Source organism: Aquisalinus flavus (assembly GCF_014640095.1).
In the GTDB taxonomy this organism is placed as follows: Bacteria; Pseudomonadota; Alphaproteobacteria; order Caulobacterales; family Parvularculaceae; genus Aquisalinus; species Aquisalinus flavus.
This window is the reverse complement of sequence record NZ_BMGH01000001.1, coordinates 788,931-809,016: the sequence shown is the minus strand read 5'-3', so window position 1 is coordinate 809,016 and position 20,086 is coordinate 788,931. Positions and strand designations below refer to the sequence as shown.

12 protein-coding genes are annotated in these 20,086 nt (G+C 62.3%); 5 read left to right on the top strand and 7 right to left on the bottom strand.

Annotated elements, in window-relative coordinates; genetic code table 11:
* Window positions 1-6 precede the first annotated feature (6 nt).
* Together araA and IEV88_RS03690 are read right to left on the bottom strand one after the other, a co-directional pair.
* Window positions 7-1,503, bottom strand: coding sequence for an L-arabinose isomerase (gene araA, locus IEV88_RS03695; protein WP_188159925.1), 1,497 nt, complete (start codon window positions 1,501-1,503; stop codon window positions 7-9).
* A gap of 67 nt (window positions 1,504-1,570) precedes the next feature.
* Window positions 1,571-3,229 (bottom strand): sodium:solute symporter, encoded by a 1,659-nt coding sequence (locus IEV88_RS03690; protein WP_188159924.1) that lies wholly within the window; start codon window positions 3,227-3,229, stop codon window positions 1,571-1,573.
* 256 nt (window positions 3,230-3,485) lie between these two features.
* Between IEV88_RS03690 and IEV88_RS03685 the strand changes: the two genes are divergently transcribed.
* Window positions 3,486-5,822: a glycoside hydrolase family 127 protein gene (locus IEV88_RS03685; RefSeq protein WP_188159923.1), complete on the top strand. Its 2,337-nt coding sequence runs from the start codon at window positions 3,486-3,488 to the stop codon at window positions 5,820-5,822.
* A 71-nt stretch (window positions 5,823-5,893) separates the two neighbouring features.
* Here the strand turns inward: IEV88_RS03685 and IEV88_RS03680 are convergent, their stop codons facing one another.
* Window positions 5,894-7,039 carry an aldose epimerase family protein gene (locus tag IEV88_RS03680; protein ID WP_188159922.1) on the bottom strand — a complete coding sequence of 382 codons (1,146 nt, stop codon included), beginning with the start codon at window positions 7,037-7,039 and terminating at the stop codon, window positions 5,894-5,896.
* A gap of 246 nt (window positions 7,040-7,285) precedes the next feature.
* Here IEV88_RS03680 and IEV88_RS03675 point away from each other — a divergent pair, with 246 nt between their 5' ends.
* Window positions 7,286-8,323, top strand: a complete 1,038-nt coding sequence (locus IEV88_RS03675) for a LacI family DNA-binding transcriptional regulator (protein ID WP_188159921.1) — start codon at window positions 7,286-7,288, stop codon at window positions 8,321-8,323.
* A gap of 53 nt (window positions 8,324-8,376) precedes the next feature.
* On the opposite strand, the gene IEV88_RS03670 is transcribed toward IEV88_RS03675, so the two are convergent.
* Window positions 8,377-11,076 (bottom strand): beta-N-acetylhexosaminidase, encoded by a 2,700-nt coding sequence (locus tag IEV88_RS03670; protein WP_188159920.1) that lies wholly within the window; start codon window positions 11,074-11,076, stop codon window positions 8,377-8,379.
* A 290-nt stretch (window positions 11,077-11,366) separates the two neighbouring features.
* On the opposite strand from IEV88_RS03670, the gene IEV88_RS03665 reads away from it, so the two are divergent.
* Window positions 11,367-12,089 (top strand): GntR family transcriptional regulator, encoded by a 723-nt coding sequence (locus IEV88_RS03665; RefSeq protein ID WP_194420194.1) that lies wholly within the window; start codon window positions 11,367-11,369, stop codon window positions 12,087-12,089.
* 14 nt (window positions 12,090-12,103) lie between these two features.
* On the opposite strand, the gene IEV88_RS03660 is transcribed toward IEV88_RS03665, so the two are convergent.
* From IEV88_RS03660 to ptsP, 3 genes are read right to left on the bottom strand one after another with little or no spacing between them, the layout of a single operon-like run.
* Complete coding sequence (locus tag IEV88_RS03660) at window positions 12,104-13,252, bottom strand: acyltransferase family protein (protein ID WP_188159918.1); 1,149 nt, start codon at window positions 13,250-13,252, stop codon at window positions 12,104-12,106.
* Window positions 13,242-15,035 (bottom strand): N-acetylglucosamine-specific PTS transporter subunit IIBC, encoded by a 1,794-nt coding sequence (gene nagE / locus IEV88_RS03655; protein ID WP_188159917.1) that lies wholly within the window; start codon window positions 15,033-15,035, stop codon window positions 13,242-13,244. The genes IEV88_RS03660 and nagE overlap by 11 nt, the downstream gene beginning before the upstream one ends.
* A 10-nt stretch (window positions 15,036-15,045) precedes the next feature.
* The gene (gene ptsP / locus IEV88_RS03650; protein ID WP_206711335.1) at window positions 15,046-17,574 is read right to left on the bottom strand and encodes a phosphoenolpyruvate--protein phosphotransferase; all 2,529 of its coding nucleotides are present in this window, start codon (window positions 17,572-17,574) and stop codon (window positions 15,046-15,048) included.
* A 243-nt stretch (window positions 17,575-17,817) separates the two neighbouring features.
* Here ptsP and IEV88_RS03645 point away from each other — a divergent pair, with 243 nt between their 5' ends.
* Window positions 17,818-18,873: an SIS domain-containing protein gene (locus IEV88_RS03645; protein ID WP_188159915.1), complete on the top strand. Its 1,056-nt coding sequence runs from the start codon at window positions 17,818-17,820 to the stop codon at window positions 18,871-18,873.
* Window positions 18,870-20,051 carry an N-acetylglucosamine-6-phosphate deacetylase gene (gene nagA, locus IEV88_RS03640; RefSeq protein ID WP_188159914.1) on the top strand — a complete coding sequence of 394 codons (1,182 nt, stop codon included), beginning with the start codon at window positions 18,870-18,872 and terminating at the stop codon, window positions 20,049-20,051. The genes IEV88_RS03645 and nagA overlap by 4 nt, the downstream gene beginning before the upstream one ends.
* Window positions 20,052-20,086 lie beyond the last annotated feature (35 nt).

Genomic DNA, 20,086 nt, shown 5'->3' with positions numbered 1-20,086 from the left:
TACGGCCTATTTGTAGTACGCCTCGTTGGCCCTGATCTCGGCCTTGAACCTGTCGATCGTCGTGTCACCGTCGATGACCAGCAGCTCGATCCCGACCATTTCGGCGAGATCGCGGATCTGGTGCGTCTTCAGCGACATGGAGAAGCACGAATGATGCGCCCCGCCGGCCTGGATCCATGCAGCCGTACCGGTCGCGAAATCAGGCTTGGTGTTCCAGAAGGCGCTCGCCACGGGCAGTTTCGGCATGCTCTCTGTCCGGTGCAGCACGTCGAGCTCGCCGCAGACGAGACGGAAGCGGTTGCCCATATCCATCATCGAGACGTTGATCGCCGGACCCTCCGGCGTGGTGAAGATCAGCCGCACCGGGTCTTCCTTGCCGCCGATCGCCAGCGGATGCACGGCAAGGCGCGGCTTGTCCGCGGCGATGGTCGGACAGATCTCCAGCATGTGCGAGCCGAGCACGCAGGTTCCGTTCTCGTCGAGGTGATAGGTGTAGTCCTCCATGAAGGACGTGCCGCCATCGAGCCCGTGCGCCATCATCTTCATGGTGCGCACCAGCACCGCCGTCTTCCAGTCGCCCTCGGCACCGAAGCCATAGCCATCGGCCATGATGCGCTGGGCGCCGATACCGGGCAGCTGTTTCAGCCCGTGCAGAATCTCGAACGTGGTCGTGAAACCCTGGTAATCATTGTCCTGAAGGAAATCGCGAATGCCGAGCTCGATGCGCAGCGCATCGATCAGCGACTGGTGACGATCGCCGCCGCGGGCGAGATCGCCCGGCACGGTGTAGAGCTCGCTGACCCGGTCGATATCCTCTTCCACGCGGCCATCGCTGACAGCATCGACCCGCTCGGCCAGGTCGCCGAGGCCATAGCCGTCGACAGTTGCGCCGAGCTTCATTTCCGCCTCGACCTTGTCACCCTCGGTCACCGCCACGCGGCGCATATTGTCACCGAAGCGGGCGATGCGCGTGGTGCGCAGCGTATGCCTGCCGATGGCGACCCGGCTCCAGTCGGCAATCTGCTGCTGCACCGACGGGTCCTTCCAGTGGCCGGCAACGACACGGCGCTCGATGCGCAGGCGCGAACAGATATAGCCGAACTCCCGGTCACCATGGGCAGACTGGTTGAGGTTCATGAAATCCATGTCGATTTCAGACCACGGGATATCGCGGTTGAACTGGGTATTGAGATGCAGGAACGGCTTTTGCAGTTGCGTCAGCCCGGCGATCCACATTTTCGCCGGCGAAAAAGTGTGCATCCACAGGACGAGGCCGACACACTCGTCGGACTGGTTCGCCTCCTTCATCACCCGCAGCACTTCGGACGGCGTCGTGACCACCGCCTTGAACTCCAGGCTTGCCGGCATCGACGGCAACTGGCCGAGCGCCCCGGCGATCTCGCGGGCATTCTGCTCGACCTGCTCGAGCACTTTCGGGCCATACAGATGCTGGCTGCCGACAACGAACCAGAGTTTATGCGCTTTCAAATCAGACGGTAACATGACGAGCCTCTAAAAAATTACAGATGTCAGATGGCAGGGAATGGCGAGTGAGAACACTTACCCTCCCCTACCAGAAGGCGATGTAGACTGCGGCGATGATGCCGAGAATGATGGCGGAGTTGATATAGTCCCACTTGCTGACCGACGCTTTAACCTCAGCCCGTTGCTCCGGTGTGATCGACTTGTAGGTCAGGCCGTCAAGGTCGTCATCGGACCGCGCTTTGGTGACGAGACTGATGAGAACCATCACGACGATGGTGAAGGCCAGGAGGACGCAGCAATAATAGAGCCAGTTCATATTCGCGACCCACGAGAACAGGACGTTCGATTGCGCGATCGCAGGCACGAATTGCAGGAACAGGCCGAGCATGCCGGCGGCAAAGCCCGCGACCAGTCCCCAGAAGCCGGCGGCAGGCGTGATGCGGTTGGAGAAGATGCCGAGGAAGAACACGGCGACGATTGCCGGCGCTATCAGCGACTGCACCCGCTGCAGGGCTTCATAGAGGTTGTCGCCGAGCAGGCCGGAGCGCAGTACCGGCACCCAGAGAACGCCGAGCACGGTAACGACGATGGTCGCCCAGCGGCCAACGGCAAGGTAATGCTTCTTCGACTTGTCCTTGACCATGCGCTGGTAGAAATCGACCGTGAACAGCGTCGCCGAGGAGTTGAACAGCGAGGCAAGCGAGCTCATCAGCGCGGCGATGGCCCCGCCGAGAACGATGCCCTTGATACCGACCGGCAGCATCTCGCGCACCATCACCGGGAACGCCGTGTCCGGACCGCCGGACAGGTCGAGCATGCCCTTCTGTGCCAGCGCATAGGCGATCATGCCCGGCACGAGGAAGATGAAGACCGGAAGCAGTTTCAGGTAACCGCCGAAGATGGCACCCTGACGGGCCTGCTTCATGTCACGGGCGGACAGAACGCGCTGGACGATGTACTGGTCCGTACACCAGTACCACAGGCCGATGATCACCGAGCCGCCGACCACGGCCGGCCACGGGAAGTCGGGATCGTCGATCGGGCGGAACAGATGCATGTTATCGCCATTGATCCGCTTCATCTCGGCAAAGCCCTCGAACAGGCCGGCGCCGCCGCCGAGCTGCGTCAGGCCCGCAAACAGGATGATGATCGAGCCGAGCAGGAGGACCGGCGTCTGCAGGACGGATGTCCACAACACGGCCTTCATGCCGCCGATGACGGTGTAGGCACCGGTGATCACGATCAGCGACAGCGCCGCGATCCAGAAGAAATCGACCCCGAACATCGTGTCGATGCCGAAGATTTCCTGGATGGCGATACCGCCGGCATAGACCGTCACCGATACCTTGGTGATGACATAGGCGACGAGCGAAATGAACGAGAAGAAGGTCCGCGTCTCGGAGGAATAGCGTTTCTCGAGGAACTCGGGCGTCGTGAAGATCTGTGTGCGCCAGTAGAACGGCACGAACACCCAGGCGAGAATGATGATGATCCAGGAATGGAATTCCCAGTGCGCCTGCGCCATGCCGGTTTGCGCACCGGCAGAGGCAAGGCCGACCAGGTGCTCCGAGCCGATGTTGGAAGCAAAGATCGACGCGCCGATCGCGAGCCATGTCGCATTGCGTCCGGCGAGGAAGTAATCTTCCGTGTCGTCGTCCTTCTGCCTCGCCACCCACACAACGATGCCCAGCAAGGCCAGCATGAAGAGGCCCAACACGGCCCAATCCAACGTTCCGAAACTCATTTTCCCATCCCTCTAACCGGATGCCAGACCGTGCCCGCGAGCCGATCCGGCTGTTTTTGTTTAGTTTTCAGCTGCTCCGCTGGTGCCCTCTTTTAACCGAAAGCGCTAACATGGTCTGCGATCAAAAAAATGAAATCGTTTGCGATGGTACACCGCCATTGCTCCACCGGACCGCCGGGGTTACGCCTGAAGCAGGGTCGCGCGGCAAGAGAATTTTCCCCGGCGGGACGGTGTCGCGATCCGCGAGGAATGAACGATGATATCACGACGCAGCTTCATCATGGCCTCGGCCAGTGCCATTGCGCTGGCGGGGTCTTTCGGTGCCTTTGCCGCCACGGACGCCCGGATCAAGGCCTCCCCCCTGCCCCTGCGGGACGTGACGCTGGCGCCCTCCATCTTCCTCAACGCGATCGAGCGCAACCGGGATTACCTTCTCTCGCTCGACCCCGACCGGCTGCTCCATAATTTCCACCGGAGCGCGGGTCTGGAGCCGAAAGCGCCGGTCTATGGCGGCTGGGAAAAGCGCGGCATCGCCGGGCACACGCTGGGCCATTACCTTTCCGGCCTGTCGATGCTCTGGGCACAGACGGGCGACGACCGCGTCAAGCAGGCGATCGGCTATACGGTAGCCGAGCTCGCCCGCTGCCAGGCAGCCCATGGCGATGGCTATGTCGGCGGCACCACCGTCGAACGCGACGGCGAGGAGGTCGACGGCAAGATCGTCTTCGAGGAAATCCGCAATGGCGATATCCGCACCAGCGGCTTCGACATCAATGGCGGCTGGGTACCGCTCTACACCTGGCACAAGATTCATGCAGGGCTCATCGATGCATGGCAGCTGGCCGGGAACGAACAGGCAGAACCGGTCATGCTGGGGCTTGCCGGCTATCTCGCGACCATTCTGGAAGGCCTCGATGACGAGCAGATGCAGCGCCTTCTCGCGGCCGAGCATGGCGGCCTGAACGAGAGCTATGCCAACACATACGCCCTGACGGGCAACGACCGCTGGCTCACCGTGGCAGACAGGATTCGTCACAAGGCCGTGCTTGATCCGCTGGCTGAGGGTCGGAACAACCTGCCCGGCCTGCACGCCAATACGCAGATCCCCAAGGTGATCGGCCTTGCCCGTCTCTATGAACTCACAGGCGAAACGCAGAAGGCGGACACGTCGCGCTTCTTCTATCGCACCGTCCTCGACCATCATACCTATGCCATTGGCGGCAATTCGGAGCGCGAACATTTCCCGCCGCCCGATGTCATCGCCGGAGCCCTGACCGACCGCACCTGCGAGGCCTGCAACACCTACAACATGATGAAGCTGGGCCGGCACTTGTATGGCTGGTCGATGGACCCGGGGCTGTTCGATGACTACGAGAACATGCACATCAACCACATCATGGCGCACCAGCACCCGGAAACGGGTATGTTCGTCTATTTCATGCCGATGCGCAGCGGCTCGCGCCGAACCTATTCAGAGCCGACCGAGAGCTTCTGGTGCTGTGTCGGCTCCGGCATGGAGAGCCACGCCAAGCATGGCGATTCGGCCTACTGGCAATCGGCCGATACGCTGTACACCAACCTCTATATGCCGTCTGACGTCGACTGGAAAATGGGCGGCATGAGCCTTTCAGTGCGGACCGATTATCCGATGTCCGAGGATATCGCCTTCACGGTGAACACCGCTCCCTCGGAAGAGCGCACGCTCGCCTTCCGCCTGCCGGGCTGGTGCGATGCACCCTCCCTCGCCGTCAATGGCGACCCTGTCGCGGTCAGCGCTGGCGGTGGCTATGCAAGGATCACGCGCGCCTGGCAGACTGGCGATACGATCACCCTGACCCTGCCCATGACGCTCGCCGTCGCGCCGTCACCGGACGAGCCGAACACGGTCACCTTCCGCCACGGCCCGCTGGTGCTCGCCGCCAATCTCGGCCCGGGCGCGCAAGAAATGACGGAGTTGCCCCCTGCCCTTGTCGGCGATGATGTCAGCGCCTCCCTGACACCCGTCGCCGGGTCGTTCGCGACCTATCGCATGACAAATGCCAAACCCGCAGCCGTGACGCTGACGCCGTTTTTCGACCAATACGAAAACCGTGCCGCAGTCTATTTCCCGACCTTCTCCGAAGACGAATGGTCGACGAAGAGCGAGGAATTTCGCGCCGAGCAGGCAGCAAAGGCAGCGCTGGAAGCCCGCACCGCCGACGTCATCTATCTCGGCGAGATGCAGCCGGAGCGCGACCATGATTTCCGTACGAACCAGTCCGACGTCATCGCTTTCGGCGGCAAGAATGGCCGAACGGCCTGGTGGGGCGTCGGCAATTACATCGAGTTCGACATGGCCGTGCCCGATGGCCCGGCAATCCTGCAGGTCCTGTATTGGGGCGAGGAGACCGACAAGAATTTCGACGTCATCGTCGATGGCCAGCTGATCGCCAATGAGCGCCGCAAAGAACCAGGCAAGCCGGAATTTGTCGCCGTCGACTATCCACTGCCGCAGGAACTGACAGCCGGCAAGGACAAGGTCGCCGTGCGCTTCGAGACACGCGGCAGCGATGCGCCGGTCTATGAGGTGCGCATCCTCAAGGCAGAGGCGTAAGAACCGCACCGCACACAAACAAAAAAGGCCGCCCGGACAGGCGGCCTTTTCGATTCAATCCAGGCGCTTTCTTATTTGGTAACGCCGGTCTTGATCTTCATGACGTGGACATATTCCTCGCCAGGCTCCAGCCGCGCAGACGGGAAATCCGGCTTGTTCGGCGCGTCCGGGTAGACCTGCGGTTCCAGGCACAGCCCGTCGCCCTGGCGATAGAGGATGCCGCCCTTGCCGGGTGTCGTCCCGTCGAGGAAGTTACCGGAATAGAACTGCACCGCCGGCTGGTCGGTATAGATCTCGATCATCCGCCCGGTTACGGCAGCGGTCAGCCTTGCAGCCAGGCGCATGTCCTCGTCGCCCTCGTCCAGCACGAAATTATGGTCATAACCGAGACCGAGCATGATCTGCTCGTCATTGCCGTTGCGCAGCCGTGCGCCGATCCGCATCGGCTCGCGGAAATCGAACGGCGTGCCGGCGACATCGCGGATCTCGCCGGTCGGGATCAGCCCTGAATCGACCGGCGTATAGGCACTTGCCGGGATCATCAGGTCATGGCTCACGATCGGACGCATGTCCTTATGGCCTGACAGGTTGAAATAGCTGTGATTGGTCATGTTGATGATCGTCGTCTTGTCGGTCGTCGCGCGGTGATCGATCGTCAGCGTGCCGTCATCGTCGAGCATATAGGTCACGCTCGCCTCAACGGTGCCGGGATAGCCGCCGGCCCCGTCGGGGCTGGTCAGGCTCATGGTCACGCTCGCGGCGCCATCGTCGTCCTCGCTGACATCGGTGATGGTCCAGACCAGCTTGTCGAAACCGGTGACGCCGCCATGCAGATGGTTATCCCCGTCATTGGCCTCGAGCGTATACTCGGTACCGTCAAGGCTGAAGGTCGCATCGCCGATCCGGTTGGCGAAGCGGCCGATGGTGGCACCCAGATATTGCGGCGTCGCCAGATATTCCGCCGGGGTATCGTGACCAAGCACGATATCGTCGACCGTGCCCCTCTTGTCCGGCGTCTGCAGCGATTGCAGCGTCGCGCCGAGGGTGATGACGCGGGCGGTGACGCCGTCGTCATTGCTGAGGAGCACGGCTTCGATCTCGGTGCCGTCTTCCAGCGTGCCGAAGACTTCCCGCTCGGCATCGGCGGCCAGGGCGGCGCCGGATAGGGTGATGATGGCTGCTGCGCTGGTGAGCGCGATGGTGCGAATGCTGGACACTGATACCTCCCGGTTGTTCTTGTCATCTGTCTTGGTCCGTCGCTCAGACTAGCCGAATATACCGCCGGTTGGAATGCGCAGCACGTAAGGGATTAGGGTTACGCAATCGATCTCATTGCCCGATCGACGCCGCATTGCAGCATCGCATCGGCGCATTTGCCGGCACCGTTTCGTGAGTGATGAAATCCATTGCAGGCCCGCAGGAGGCTATTGCAATTTCTTGCAATAGCGCGTGTTAATATGCTCATGTCAAAGACGCTGCCCAGACCAGTAACAGCCGAAACGACCATGTTCGAGATTGCCCAGCTGGCCGGGGTCTCGGAATCCACCGTCTCGCGCGCCCTCTCCGGCTCGCCCCTCGTCAACGAGAATACGCGCAACCGGATCCTGAAAATCGCTCGCAGCGCGAATTACACGGTCAATATCAATGCCCGGAACCTGCGCCAGAAGCGCACCCGGACGATCGAGGTGTTGATCCCGCTCGCCGAATATGGCCGCCAGCACATGTCCGACCCGTTCTATCTCGACATGCTCGGCGTTCTCGCAGATGCGCTCAGCGAGCGCCATTACGACATGCTGCTGACCAAGCGCGCGCCCTGGGCCAAAGGGGTCGAGACGAATTCGATCCAGTGCGGCCGGGCCGATGGCATCATCATCATGGGTCAGGGCCAGGACCTCGAAGCGCTGCGCAATTTCACCGATCTCTACCCTCAGGTCGTCGTCTGGGGCGGGCACTTGCGCGAGGATGATTACATCGTCGTCGGAACGGACAATGTCGCCGGCGGCAAGCTCGCCACCGAGCACCTGATGAAACTCGGCCGCAAGCGGATCGCCTTCCTCGGCGATCCGGCGGAACCGGAAATTGCCCTGCGCCAGCAGGGCTATCGCAAGGCGTTTCTCGACAATGGCATCGCGGTTGATGAATCGCTGATCTTCTCGGCGCCGTTCGACGCCAGGGAAGCACGGGCCTCGGCCGAGAAGATGCTGCAGTCGGGCGTATCGTTCGATGCCATCTTCTGCGCCAGCGATGTCATCGCCATGAGCGCCATCACGACCCTGCGCAATGCCGGGCTGGACGTGCCGCGCGATGTCGCCATTGTCGGCTATGACGATATCCTGATCGCCAATTCCTTCGGCCCGTCGCTGACGACGGTCAGTCAGCGCATTCAGGAGGGCGGCAAGACCATGGTCGAGCTGCTATTACAGCGCATTGAGGGCAAGAGTGTCGACACGACCCTGTTGCCGGTGGAGCTGGTCGTGCGCGAGAGCTGCGGCGCGCCATAGCCGGCAGCTTTCCGGCCTTCCCGCATGCAGCCGTCACCACGCCCCGCCTGCGATCATTCGCCAACCGTCAGCGCGCGCCCCGCCCTGCTGCCATCGGCCGACCGGGCCCTGACCTCGATCGCACCATCGCCCAGGCCCGTGACATCGACTGGTCCATCGACCGCCTGCCACTCGCCTGCCGCGCTGCGCATCTCCACCGGAAGACCGGGGAAAATCGTATTCGTCAGCAAGCGGCCTTCCGTCAGCCTCGCACCGACAGTCGGGATACGATACGGGATGCCGGCCTTGTCGAGCTTGGGCAATTCCTTCTCTGCCAGGACGGCAGCAAAGCGCGCCCAGTCGGCATCGCGCGCCGCGCGCATATCGCTGGTGAAATGTGACGTCTGCGGGCTGTAGACAGTGCCCTGATAATCATAGGGAACTTCCCACTCGGCCTGATGCCATGCCCGTTCCGCAAGGGCGAGCAGGCGCGGAAAGATCATGTAGAGCACCATCTCATCGCTCGGCAGAGTCTCGCTCCAGACCTGTCCCTGCATCCCGGCAAAGCGCACGCCTTCTTCGAGGGGTGCATGGGTCACGACACCATTATCATCCGTCTGAAGAGTGTCATCTATCGTGAAGGGCTGCTCGTTCGGATCCTTCCAGAACTCGGCATGCACGGGCAGGTTCTCTGGCATGAAATCGAACACCTTGCGCGTATTGACGCGCCGCCCCGCCCAGTAATAGCCGCCTTCCTTGGGGTCAGCCTCGTACGGAAAATCGAAATACAGGGCATCGGGAATCGACAGTATGACCTCCCAGCCATAATTGGCCTGCTGCTGGGCCGATGTCGCACCGCCCCAGGGCAGAACGCCCCAGGCATTGGTCTGGACCGTCTCGGGCATCCGGTCCGGGTCGGTATGCCCCATCCCGTCATTCCACCCGCCGGGGATCACATCCATAGCCGCGACCATGTTCGCGACGCGCTCTATAAAATAGCCGCCAAGATCGCCGGCATCGTCGATGCCATTGTCCGGGTCCTCGAAGACAGCCTGGCAGACCGGCGATTCAACCCACGCCCCGGCGGTCTCGTCAGCCCCGATATGATAGCGCTTCAGGGGAACACCGGCGGCCTCATGGATCGTGGCGATTTCGGTAATCACCGTGTCGATGAAATGATAGGTCGACTCCATGCAGACATTCAGCGTGTTGTCCGTGTAGAATTGAATACTTTCATACTCGGTCGTGTCGTCAAAGTCGGTTAGCAGGTATTCGCGCGCCTGTTCCGGCTGGCCTGCCTCCATGAAGCGGCGATAGCGTGCCTCCATCGACTTGATCGCGGCCCGCGAATGGCCCGGCATGTCGAGCGACGGGATGACTTCGATATGGCGCGCCTTCGCCGCCGCCAGGATCGCCGAATAGTCGGCGACGGAGAAATATCCGTCCACCTCTGTCTCTCCTGTCGGGCCGCTGCCAAGCTGCATCAGCAGGCAGTCATCCTCTGCCGGGTCATGGCAGCGCCGCGCACCCACGTCAGTCAGTTCCGGCAGGCCGGGGATTTCCAGCCGCCAGCCCTCATCATCGGCAAGATGCAGGTGCAGCTTGTTCAACTTGTAGGCCGCCATCTGGTCCATGACCTTGAGCACCATGTCGAGCGAATGGAAATTTCGCGCCAGGTCGATATGCATGCCGCGAAATCCGAAGCGGGGGGAATCCTCGATGCGCAATTGCGGCACGGTGGTTTCGCCGAGCGTTACGAGAGAGGCGAGCGAATAGAGCGCATAGGCAGCCCCGGCATCGTCCGCCGCCGTGATCGCGACCGCGCCGGGACCGATATCGAGCACATAGGATTCTGTGCCGCCCATGAGATCCGGCTCCACGGAAACGGAAACGGGCACCCCGCCTGCCGCTTCGGCCACGCCGAACAGCGCCAGCCGCTGCAAGGCCGCGTCTATCGCGGCACGGTCCACGCCGTCCATGCTGACCGTGAGTCCGGCCGCCAGATCGAGCGCGCCGTCGCGGCGCTGGACGCTTGCCGGGCTCGGAATGATTGCCGCAGCGACAGATGAGTTATCCACGGGCGCCGCGATGCTGTTAGCGTCATGGAGAAAGGCTGAGGTTGCCAGCGGCGTGTCATCTCCCGGCCCCTTGCGATAATGGCTTTCCTCGCGCGGAAAGTCCACGATCCAGGGACGCACGAGCAGGCCCGTCTCGGGATCGGTCTGCATCCGTGTGCTGTCTATCGTTCTCGCTTCAAGACCGTCGGCGACCACATACCAGTTGGGCATCAGCTTGGCCTCGGAGAGCACCTGACCGCGCACGACAAGATCGGCCGATACGGGCGCCTGCGCCGTGACGGTCTCGAATTCCTCGCCGGGGCGGATCACATGGAGATCGCCATTGATATGGTCGATGGACAGCGCGCCCGGGGCAACAAAGGCAAGCGGATCGGGCTGGCTGAAATAGATTTCCCAGCCGCTCGCCGTGACAGGCTCATCACTATGCAGCGTAATTTTCGCCTCGTAGCAAGACGTCGCTCCGATCGACCTGCCGCCCGCCTGACACTCTGCCGCCTTGTTGGCGATCACCTGATAGGTGACCTTCAAGGTCTCCGCGAGGCGATCGATATCCGACTGGGATAACTGGCCACTGCCTTCGACCGCTGCGGTATCCGCCGCCTCCGGAGTCGAAGACTGACCATCCGCCACCGGGCCGCAGGCCGTAAGCGACACGACACACAGGATTGACGGGAACAGACCGCTGACCTTTTTCATTTTTTTCCTCTGCCTCTCGCTCCCTGCGCGTGAAATACCAAAGAGCGTTATTGGTATTATTGTTTCATATCCAATTCGATAGTCAATAGACTGATCGCGAATGCACCGGGCTCAAAATTTCAATCAGAATCGCGTGGAGTTTAGCAAGTTTTTACCGGTTTTGGGACAACTTGCAGTTTCCGGGTAATGGTATTATCAGTGACTCTGTAAACTCAACCGGCCGAGCCGCCTTTATGAGTTTGATTTGAACACGTTAGCAGGGCGATACGAACGTGCAGCAGCTTTCAGATTTGATTGGTCCGCTGGACCCCGAAGACCGCACGGCGCTGTATCGGCAATTGCAGCAGAAGCTTCGCACGGCGATTATCGAAAACATTCTGCCGCCGGAAAAACCGCTCCCTGCAGAGCGCGACCTCGCGCAGGATTACGGCATTTCGCGCATCACCGTGCGCAAGGCGCTGCAGGGGCTGGTCGACGAGGGCCTGCTCAACCGGCGGCAGGGCTCAGGCACCTTCGTTGCCCGCCGGGTCGAGAAGGTGTTTTCGCAACTGACCTCCTTTTCGGAAGAGATGAAGGCGCGCGGACAATCGCCCAGCAGCAAGTGGCTGCGCCGGGCGGAGGGTCGCGTCACGTCCGATGAAGTCATGAATTATGGCCTCAGTCCGGGCCTGCACGTCTATCGCTTCGACCGGGTGCGTTATGCCGATGGCGCACCGATGGCGCTGGAATATTCCATCGTCCCTGTCTTCGCGCTGCCCTCCCCGGACAGTGTCGGCGACTCCCTCTACGTCGCCCTGACCGATGCCGGCTATCGCCCTGTCCGGGCGCTTCAGCGCCTGCGCGCCGTCCTGTTCGACCATCAGCAGGCAGAACTTCTCGGCGCCCCCGACAAGAGCGCCGGCCTGCTGGTGGAGCGCCGTGCCTTTCTTGGCGACGGACGGATCATTGAAATATCCCGCTCCTTCTATCGCGGCGATACCTATGACTTCGTGGCAGAGCTTTCCGCCGAATAGGCCCGTCGGCCCGATCAAATCTTGACGAAAATCCGGCGCTTCCACAGCCACACGGCAAACACCCAGTTCATCGCCAGATAGACGGCAACGGGCACCAGCGAGGCGAGGCTGTCGAAAAGGATATGCCCGGCGAGGTTCTTGAGGCCTACACCTGTTGCCGACACGACAAGAAACGAGGTGACGAAATGGAACGTATAGGTCGCGATGGCATTGACGCCGAACACCCGGAAGAAATGCGAAACCGGGCCATAACGGCGCAGGACATCGTTGACCAGCCAGGCGGCGGCAAGGATGACCATGGCGATACCGGTCGACACGAAAACGAAGGTCATGGTCCACAAATCCTTGATGATCGGATGCACGAAGCCGAGCACGATACCGGCGGCGAGCAGGATCGCTGCCGCAATGGCGAGCCTGCCGGCCACCGCAACGGTGCGGTCCTGTTGCTTCAGCCATAACCCGGTCAGGACCCCCATCAGGCATTGCGCGACGCCCGGCAGGGTGGAGAGAATGCCTTCCGGATCGTAACCGAGATCGCGGTCATAATAGGCATGGCTGCCAAGAATGACGTGATCGACCCACGAGACGATATTCAACCCGGCCACGGAAAGATCCGCCGCCTGCCCGGTCGGCAGCGGCACATAGAGCAGGCCGGTGTAAAGGATCAGGATGGCCCCGGCGATCACAGCCATCGCTCTCGGCGAGACATATAAAAAGATCAGGGCCGTGATGAAATAGACGATCCCGATGCGTTGCAGGACACCGAAATAGCGCGCCTCGGACCAGACGATTTCATTGTACCAGAGATTGATATTGCTGAGAAAGAAACCGAGAACCACCAGCTTCAGCGCCCGCCAGCCAATATGCCGGACAGTCGTGCCCCTGGTGTCGGAACCGGCTGCCCCCGCCAGCGACAGGGCGATCGAGATACCGACAATATAAAGAAAGGCCGGAAAGACGAAATCGGCGGCAAGAAAGCCATCCCAGTTTGCATGGAGCAGGAATGGCGGTACAGGCGCCGGCATCGCATAGTGCACATAGGCCGTTGCATTGACGAGGATCATGCCGAAGATCGCCACGCCCCGCGCGACATCGACCGACAGCATCCTGTCCTGCAGGACTGGCCTCGCTGGAGCGTCATGCGCCGTTTCATCATGCTTCATGGCTTTTCCTTTTCTCGACCAGTCCGGACAGTGCCTGACCGATGGCAGTGGCCTGCGGCCCGAAGATCAGGTGCACACTGCCATCGCCATTGTCGACCATCCCGCGAAGCCCGAGCGATTCCAGCCCGCCTCGGTCGATCATGCTTCTGTCCTGTACGGATAATCTTATACGCGATGCCAGCGTGCGCAGGCTCCGGACGTTCTCGATGCCACCAAGCGCGGCGAGAACCGGGCCGAGCACTTCAAGCGGAACCGCGTCCGGCTGTCCTGGTCGTGGGGCCGGCACTTTGCCTTGTTCTACAACAGTGTATCCGCCAAGCGCCGCCCTGATCTCTGATGCCACCTGATCGGCAACCGGGCCGAGCACGACTTGCATGGTCGTCGCGGAGGGGCGAATGAAGCCCTTGGCGCCGAGCGACTTGAGCCGTGCCTCGTCCACCGCCGCAGGATCATTCAACACCAGTCGCAGCCGGGTCATGCAGGCATCGACACTGGCAAGATTGCCGGCACCGCCCAGCGCCTCGATGAAACCGAGCGCAGTCTGACCAGACTGGCCCGCCCGCCCGGTCTGTCCGGTGGATGTTTGCTGTCCCCTGCCCGGCGCCGTTACCACCGCCGTATCCCGCCCCGGCGTCTTCAGGTTGAACCGCGCGATGCAGAAGCGGAACATGCCATAATAGAGGAGACCGTAGACAAGCCCGACAGGCAGCAGCAGCAATGGCCGCGTCGACAGGTTGAAATTCAGGACATAGTCGATCAGCCCGGCGGAAAAACCGAACCCGATCTTCACATTCAGCACATCCATGATGACCATGGACAGGCCGGTCAGCACGGCGTGAATGCCGTAGAGAACCGGCGCAAGGAACATGAAGGTGAACTCTATCGGCTCGGTGACACCGGTCAGCAGCGAGGTCAGCCCGAGGGACAGATACATGCCGCCGACCTCGGCCCGGCGGTCCTTCGGCGCGGCATGATACATGGCAAGACAGGCAGCCGGCAGGCCGAACATCATGACCGGGAAGAAACCGGCCATGAAGCGGCCCGCCTCGGGATCACCGGCAAAGAAGCGATTGAGGTCGCCGGTCACGCCGCCAAAATCACCGACGATGAACCAGGCGACATTATTCAGGATATGGTGAAGACCAGTGACGATCAGGATGCGGTTCAGAACGCCATAGATGAACACGCCGATCTCGCCAGACGCGACGACGGCACGGGAAAAGGCGTCCATCGCCCCTTCGATACCGATCCATCCGAGCCCGACAATGGCGGCAAGCACCACACCGAAACAGCCCGCGGCGATCGGCACGAAACGGCGGCCGCCGAAGAAAGCGAGGAATTCCGGCAGGCGGATATCGTGATAGCGATTGTAGAGAACACCCGAAGCGATGCCCGCCACGATCCCGACGGGGACGCCGAGCTTGCCGATCTCCCGGTCGAGCCACGCAGCCTCGGCGAGCGCCCTTGCAGTTTCATCGACGGCGCTCAGAACCTCCGGCGGCACGGCGATCAGCGTCCGGGCGCCCTGTGTCGCGACGAAATAGCATACGGCGCCGGCAAGGCCCGCCGCGCCATTATTGTCCTTGGCGAAGCCGACGGCAACGCCGATCGCGAACAGCAGCCCGAGATTGGAAAAAATCGCCGCGCCAGACGCCGCGATGAAGGGAATATCGAACAGATCCGGCTGGCCAAACCGCAGCAACAGGCCAGCCACCGGCAGGACGGCAATCGGCAGCATCAGCGTCCGGCCGAGATTTTGAACATTCGCCATCAGGCTCGCCATGGCAGTCTCCTTACATCCAGTCCCGCAGATGCGGCCAGACCGATAAAATATGCGCCCTTACCGCGTCGGCGCTTTCCATTTCCAGCGCGGTCCCGGCAAGGGCGCGACAGTCTTCCATGGTGACGCTGCGCAGCACCGCCTTGATCACCGGAACACTGCGGATGGTAGCCGACAGCTCGGTCACCCCCATCCCGGCCAGCACGGGGGCGGCGAGCGGGTGAGAAGCCATCGATCCGCACACGCCAACCCATTTTCCATGGGCCGCCCCGGCCTCGGCTGTCATCGCGATCAGGTTCAGCACGGCCGGGTGGAAACTGTCGACCTGCGCGGCGAGCTGCGGGTTGCCACGATCCATGGCCAGCGCATACTGGGTCAGGTCATTCGTGCCGATGGAAAAGAAATCGACATGCGGTGCCAATGCCCGGGCCGTGACGGCTGAGGCCGGCGTTTCGACCATGATGCCGAGCGGCAGGGACCGGCTTGCGCCTGCTCCCGCTTCAAGCGACCGCAGCACCTCCCGCACGGCGGCGACTTCGTCGATGGACGTCACCATGGGCAGCATGATCTGGATCGGGTTCGCGCTCTTCACCCGCAGGATCGCGCGCAGCTGCGTCTCCAGAAGATCACGCCGGCGCAGCGTCAGCCGTACACCGCGCAGTCCAAGGGCTGGATTATCTTCCTTCGGAAACCGGACAAACGATGCCGGCTTGTCCCCGCCGATGTCGAGCGTGCGGATCACCAGCGGGCGCCCGTCGAGATCATCGGCAATCGCCTGGTAGGCTGCAGCCTGTTCGTCTTCGCCGGGTGGCGTCGCGCGGCTCATGTAGAGAAACTCCGTACGCAACAGGCCGCACCCCTCGGCGCCATTGGCAACAGCGTCCCTTGCGCCCTGCCCGCCGCCCAGATTGGCGAAAACCTCGATCCTGTGCCCGTCCTGCGTCATCGCCGGCTCCGCCGCGTTTACCGCGGCTTTGGCCATGTTGGACTGTCTGCGGGCGATGCCTTGTTCGGTTTCGGCAAGGATGTCCGGACGCGGCGCCACATGCATCATGCCCGTATCGCAACTGAGAATGACCGGCGTGCCATCCGGAATCGTCAGGGCGCCGCGATCAGCGGCGACCAGAGCGGGGATGCCCTTTTCGGCGGCAAGAATGGCAACATGCGAGGTCGCTCCGCCCCCGGTCAGACAGATCCCCGCCGCACCGGCCTCCGCCAGAACCAGGAATTGCGAGGGATAAAGCTCCTCCGCCACGATAATCGCACCGTGGCACGAGGCGGCGCCATCGCTCCGCCCGCCTGCAATCGCGGCAATCACCTGCGATTCGAGATCGGACAGATCGTCGGCCCGCTCGACCAGCAATGCATCATCGAGTGCCTTCAGCGCCTTCACCTGCCGTTGAATGGCGCTATGCCAGGCAAAGGCGGCCGACTTCCCCTCACCGACGAGAGCCATCGCTTGTTCGGTCAGGGTTTCGTCATCCAGCAGGACCAGATGGGCACGGAGGATCTCCGCTTCCTGACCCTTCGCGCGCTCCAGCCTGTCGCCGATAGTCGCGCTGACCTGTGCGGTCGCCTCACTGAGCGCCGCCCGCTCGATCCCGACGCCTTGCCCCATCTCGGCAATATCGGCGGCCTGGTCTTCAAAGCCCTTAACCGGACCGATGACGAGTCCGGGTGCGGCGCTGACGCCGGCAATCATTGACGTGCCATCGAGGGCGATGGCATCGGGCCGCGTGCCCCGGGCTTCGTCCATATCGGAACCAGCGCTGCGCAACGGGACGGTGATTTCGCCGAGCCCTGCCTCTATGGCCTGCTTCAGCGCTGACATCAGGGCGCCGGCATCTGCTCCCGTGGTTTCAATACCGACCATATCGCCATGGCCGATGCCGAGAGTCATGAGCGCGACCGGACTGCGGACATTGCCCCGCTTGCCGGCGCGCACCAGCCAGCCGCGCGCCTCGAACTGCTTTGCCAGGTCCGCAAGCCGTGCCGCAGGACGGGCATGAATGCCGTTAGCGAGCAGGACCAGCACGTCGTCGTTTACCGATGACCCCGCCGCCGCGGCTGGCTGAGCCTGCCGGGGCGCCGCGGACCGCATGACCGTGAACAGCGGATCGCCCACGTTGACCGGGCCGGGCGCGGCCATCTGCGACAGGCTATAGCCCTCATCCTGATTGGCGACAACGACAGGGGTCTGCAGACTGGTGGCGTGGTCGGCCAGGATATCGAGATCGAAGGACAGCAGCAGGTCGCCCGCCGAAACCTTATCCCCCTCGCTCACATGGGCTGTAAAACCCCTCCCCTGAAGCGCGACGGTCTCGATGCCCACATGAAGAAGGATTTCCGCCCCGTTTCCGCCGCGCAGGGTGACAGCATGCAAGCTGCCGGGCACGGTCAGGATCACGCCGTCGCACGGTGCGCGCAGTTCCCCGGCAATGGGATCGACAAGACCGCCCGCGCCCATCATGCCCTCGGCGAAGACCGGGTCCGGCGCTTCGGCCAGAGGCCCGAACCAGCCGGAAACCGGCGCAAGGATCATCACCCCTCCAGTTTCAGCGCTCGCCATCCTGCCCCATCCGTTCGCCCTTCCAGTCTGTGATAGTCAAATTGGTATTGTACCTGTTCTATACTATACGGCAAATTTCCCGGAATATATCCTGAATTGTGGACATTTTCAAAAAAATAAGATACCATTGTATAACTTTTTCGCAAAGACGGGCCAGACCCGAAACACGCACCGGACTAGACGCTTTTCCGATCGTGCCGACATGGATTGTAACCGATGAGTTTTCCCCTGGAACAGACCGAGCCCGCGATAACGGACAGCCTGATGTATCGCGAGGCCGCAGAGACGGCGGACGTGGTCGCCGCGCAGTTCGACCGCAATGCGAGAGCCAGCGCCGGGCTGGGCGCGATGTTGCGCGACCTCGATCCATCCCTCGTCTTCACCTGCGCCCGTGGCAGTTCCGATCATGCGGGCGTGTACGGTAAATATCTCATCGAGACGCGCCTCGGCATCCCTGTCAGTCCGGTCGGTCCGTCCGTCAGCTCGCTCTACGGCAAGTCGGTGAAGGCGACCGGCACGGTATGCATTGCCATATCCCAGTCCGGACAAAGCCCCGACCTGCTCGCGTCAGCCAGGGCGCTGAAGGCCGCCGGCTCCCATCTGATCGCTCTGGTGAATGCCGAGGATTCTCCCCTCGCCGCCATGGCCGATACGACCCTTCCCCTGTGCGCCGGTCAGGAGAAGAGCGTCGCCGCGACCAAATCCTATCTTTCATCCCTGGCCGGCCTCGCCCGCCTTGTCGCTGACTGGTCCAATGACAGGGCCCTCGCCGCGGCGCTGGCTGGCTTGCCGGAGCACTTCGCCCGCGCCTGGGAACTGGACTGGTCGGCCGCTGCCGAGGCACTCCAACCGGCCGGCAGCACCTTCGTTCTGGGACGCGGCATCGGTTATGGCTGCGCGCGCGAGGCCGCCCTCAAACTGAAGGAAACATCCTCACTTCATGCCGAAGCCTATAGCGCCGCAGAAGTGCTGCACGGACCGGCGGCACTGGTGCGCCCGGGATATCCCGTCCTTGCCCTGGCACAGCGCGACGCGACCCATGGCGCCATGAAACAGGTGCTGGAGCGGTTATCCGGCCACGGCGCTTCCATATTTGCTGCCGGTGTCGACGGCGACGGCATCACGCCCCTCCCTTCCCTCGATGCCGACCCGTCGATAGAACCCATGCTGATGATCCAGAGCTTCTACCGCATGGCCAACACGCTTTCTATCCTGCGCGGGCACCACCCCGACACGCCGCCGCACCTGTCGAAAGTGACGGAGACGGTATGAGCCGGGCTGCGCTATGGAACGGGACCATCCTCGCCGACAGGCAGTTCCTGAGCGGGATGGCCGTCCTGATAGAGGATGGTCTGATTACGGACATTATCGCGGAGTCCGATATTCCCGATGACAGTGATCGCCACGACCTTGGCGGCGCGACAGTGCTGCCGGGCTTCATCGATATTCAGGTGAATGGCGGTGGGGGCGTGTTGTTCAACGATGCGCCGACGGTCGAGACGATCCGGCAGATCGGCGCTGCCCACCGGCAATTCGGCACGACCGGTTTTCTGCCCACCCTTATCAGTGACGACCTCGATGTCGTCGCCGCCGCCCTGTCAGCGACGGCACACGCCATGGAAGAAGGGGTGCCGGGCGTTCTCGGGATTCATCTCGAAGGGCCGTTCCTCTCCAGCGACCGCAAGGGCATTCACGATCCCGATAAATTCCTGACCTTGCAGGAACAGCATCTGGACGTGCTGACGCCATTGCCGCAGGGCGTCACGATGATGACCGTCGCGCCGGAACAGATCGCGCCGGCACTGATCCGCCGGCTGACGGAGCGCGGCATCGTCGTCAGCCTCGGCCATAGCAATGCAGATCACGCGCAAACACGGGCAGCCCTCGACCATGGCGCGACCGGGTTCACCCATCTGTTCAACGCCATGTCGTCGATCACGGCGCGGGAGCCCGGCGTCGTCGGCACGGCGCTGGACGATGCAGAGAGCTGGTGCGGCCTGATCCTCGACAATATTCACGTCGCACCGGCGGTCCTGCGCATCGCCTTTCGCGCCAAGTCGCTGGACAAGTACATCCTCGTCACCGACGCCATGCCAAGCGTGGGCATGACCGACAAGTCTTTCGCCCTGCAAGGCCGCCAGATCAGGGTTGAGAACGGTGTCTGCGTCAATGAGGAAGGCACGCTGGCCGGCTCCGACCTGTCCATGGATCGCGCCGTGCGCAATGGCGCCGCCTTTGACGAGGTCGGCCTGATCGACGCGGTGCGCATGGCCTCGGCAAACCCGGCAGCCTTTCTCGGCCTCGACCGGCAGATCGGCACGATCGCACCGGGCAAGAAGGCTAGCCTCGTCGCCGTGAATGACAAGCTGGACATCCTCGAGACCTGGATCGACGGCGTGCCATCCGGCAGCCCGTCCAGCGGGCTCTACTCCCTTTCTACCAGCCAGTAGTCGGCCCCGGTTAGATCGATATTGGGTTTGAAAGC

Bases quoted from the DNA above. Each gene is read 5' to 3' on its own strand.
- nagA (WP_188159914.1), top strand. From the start codon at position 18,870: ATGAGCCGGGCTGCGCTATGGAACGGGACCATCCTCGCCGACAGGCAG.
- nagE (WP_188159917.1), bottom strand. From the start codon at position 15,035: ATGGCGAGCCTGATGGCGAATGTTCAAAATCTCGGCCGGACGCTGATG.
- IEV88_RS03645 (WP_188159915.1), top strand. From the start codon at position 17,818: ATGAGTTTTCCCCTGGAACAGACCGAGCCCGCGATAACGGACAGCCTG.
- araA (WP_188159925.1), bottom strand. From the start codon at position 1,503: ATGTTACCGTCTGATTTGAAAGCGCATAAACTCTGGTTCGTTGTCGGC.
- IEV88_RS03660 (WP_188159918.1), bottom strand. From the start codon at position 13,252: ATGAAGCATGATGAAACGGCGCATGACGCTCCAGCGAGGCCAGTCCTG.
- IEV88_RS03670 (WP_188159920.1), bottom strand. From the start codon at position 11,076: ATGAAAAAGGTCAGCGGTCTGTTCCCGTCAATCCTGTGTGTCGTGTCG.
- IEV88_RS03685 (WP_188159923.1), top strand. From the start codon at position 3,486: ATGATATCACGACGCAGCTTCATCATGGCCTCGGCCAGTGCCATTGCG.
- ptsP (WP_206711335.1), bottom strand. From the start codon at position 17,574: ATGATCCTTGCGCCGGTTTCCGGCTGGTTCGGGCCTCTGGCCGAAGCG.
- IEV88_RS03690 (WP_188159924.1), bottom strand. From the start codon at position 3,229: ATGAGTTTCGGAACGTTGGATTGGGCCGTGTTGGGCCTCTTCATGCTG.
- IEV88_RS03675 (WP_188159921.1), top strand. From the start codon at position 7,286: ATGTCAAAGACGCTGCCCAGACCAGTAACAGCCGAAACGACCATGTTC.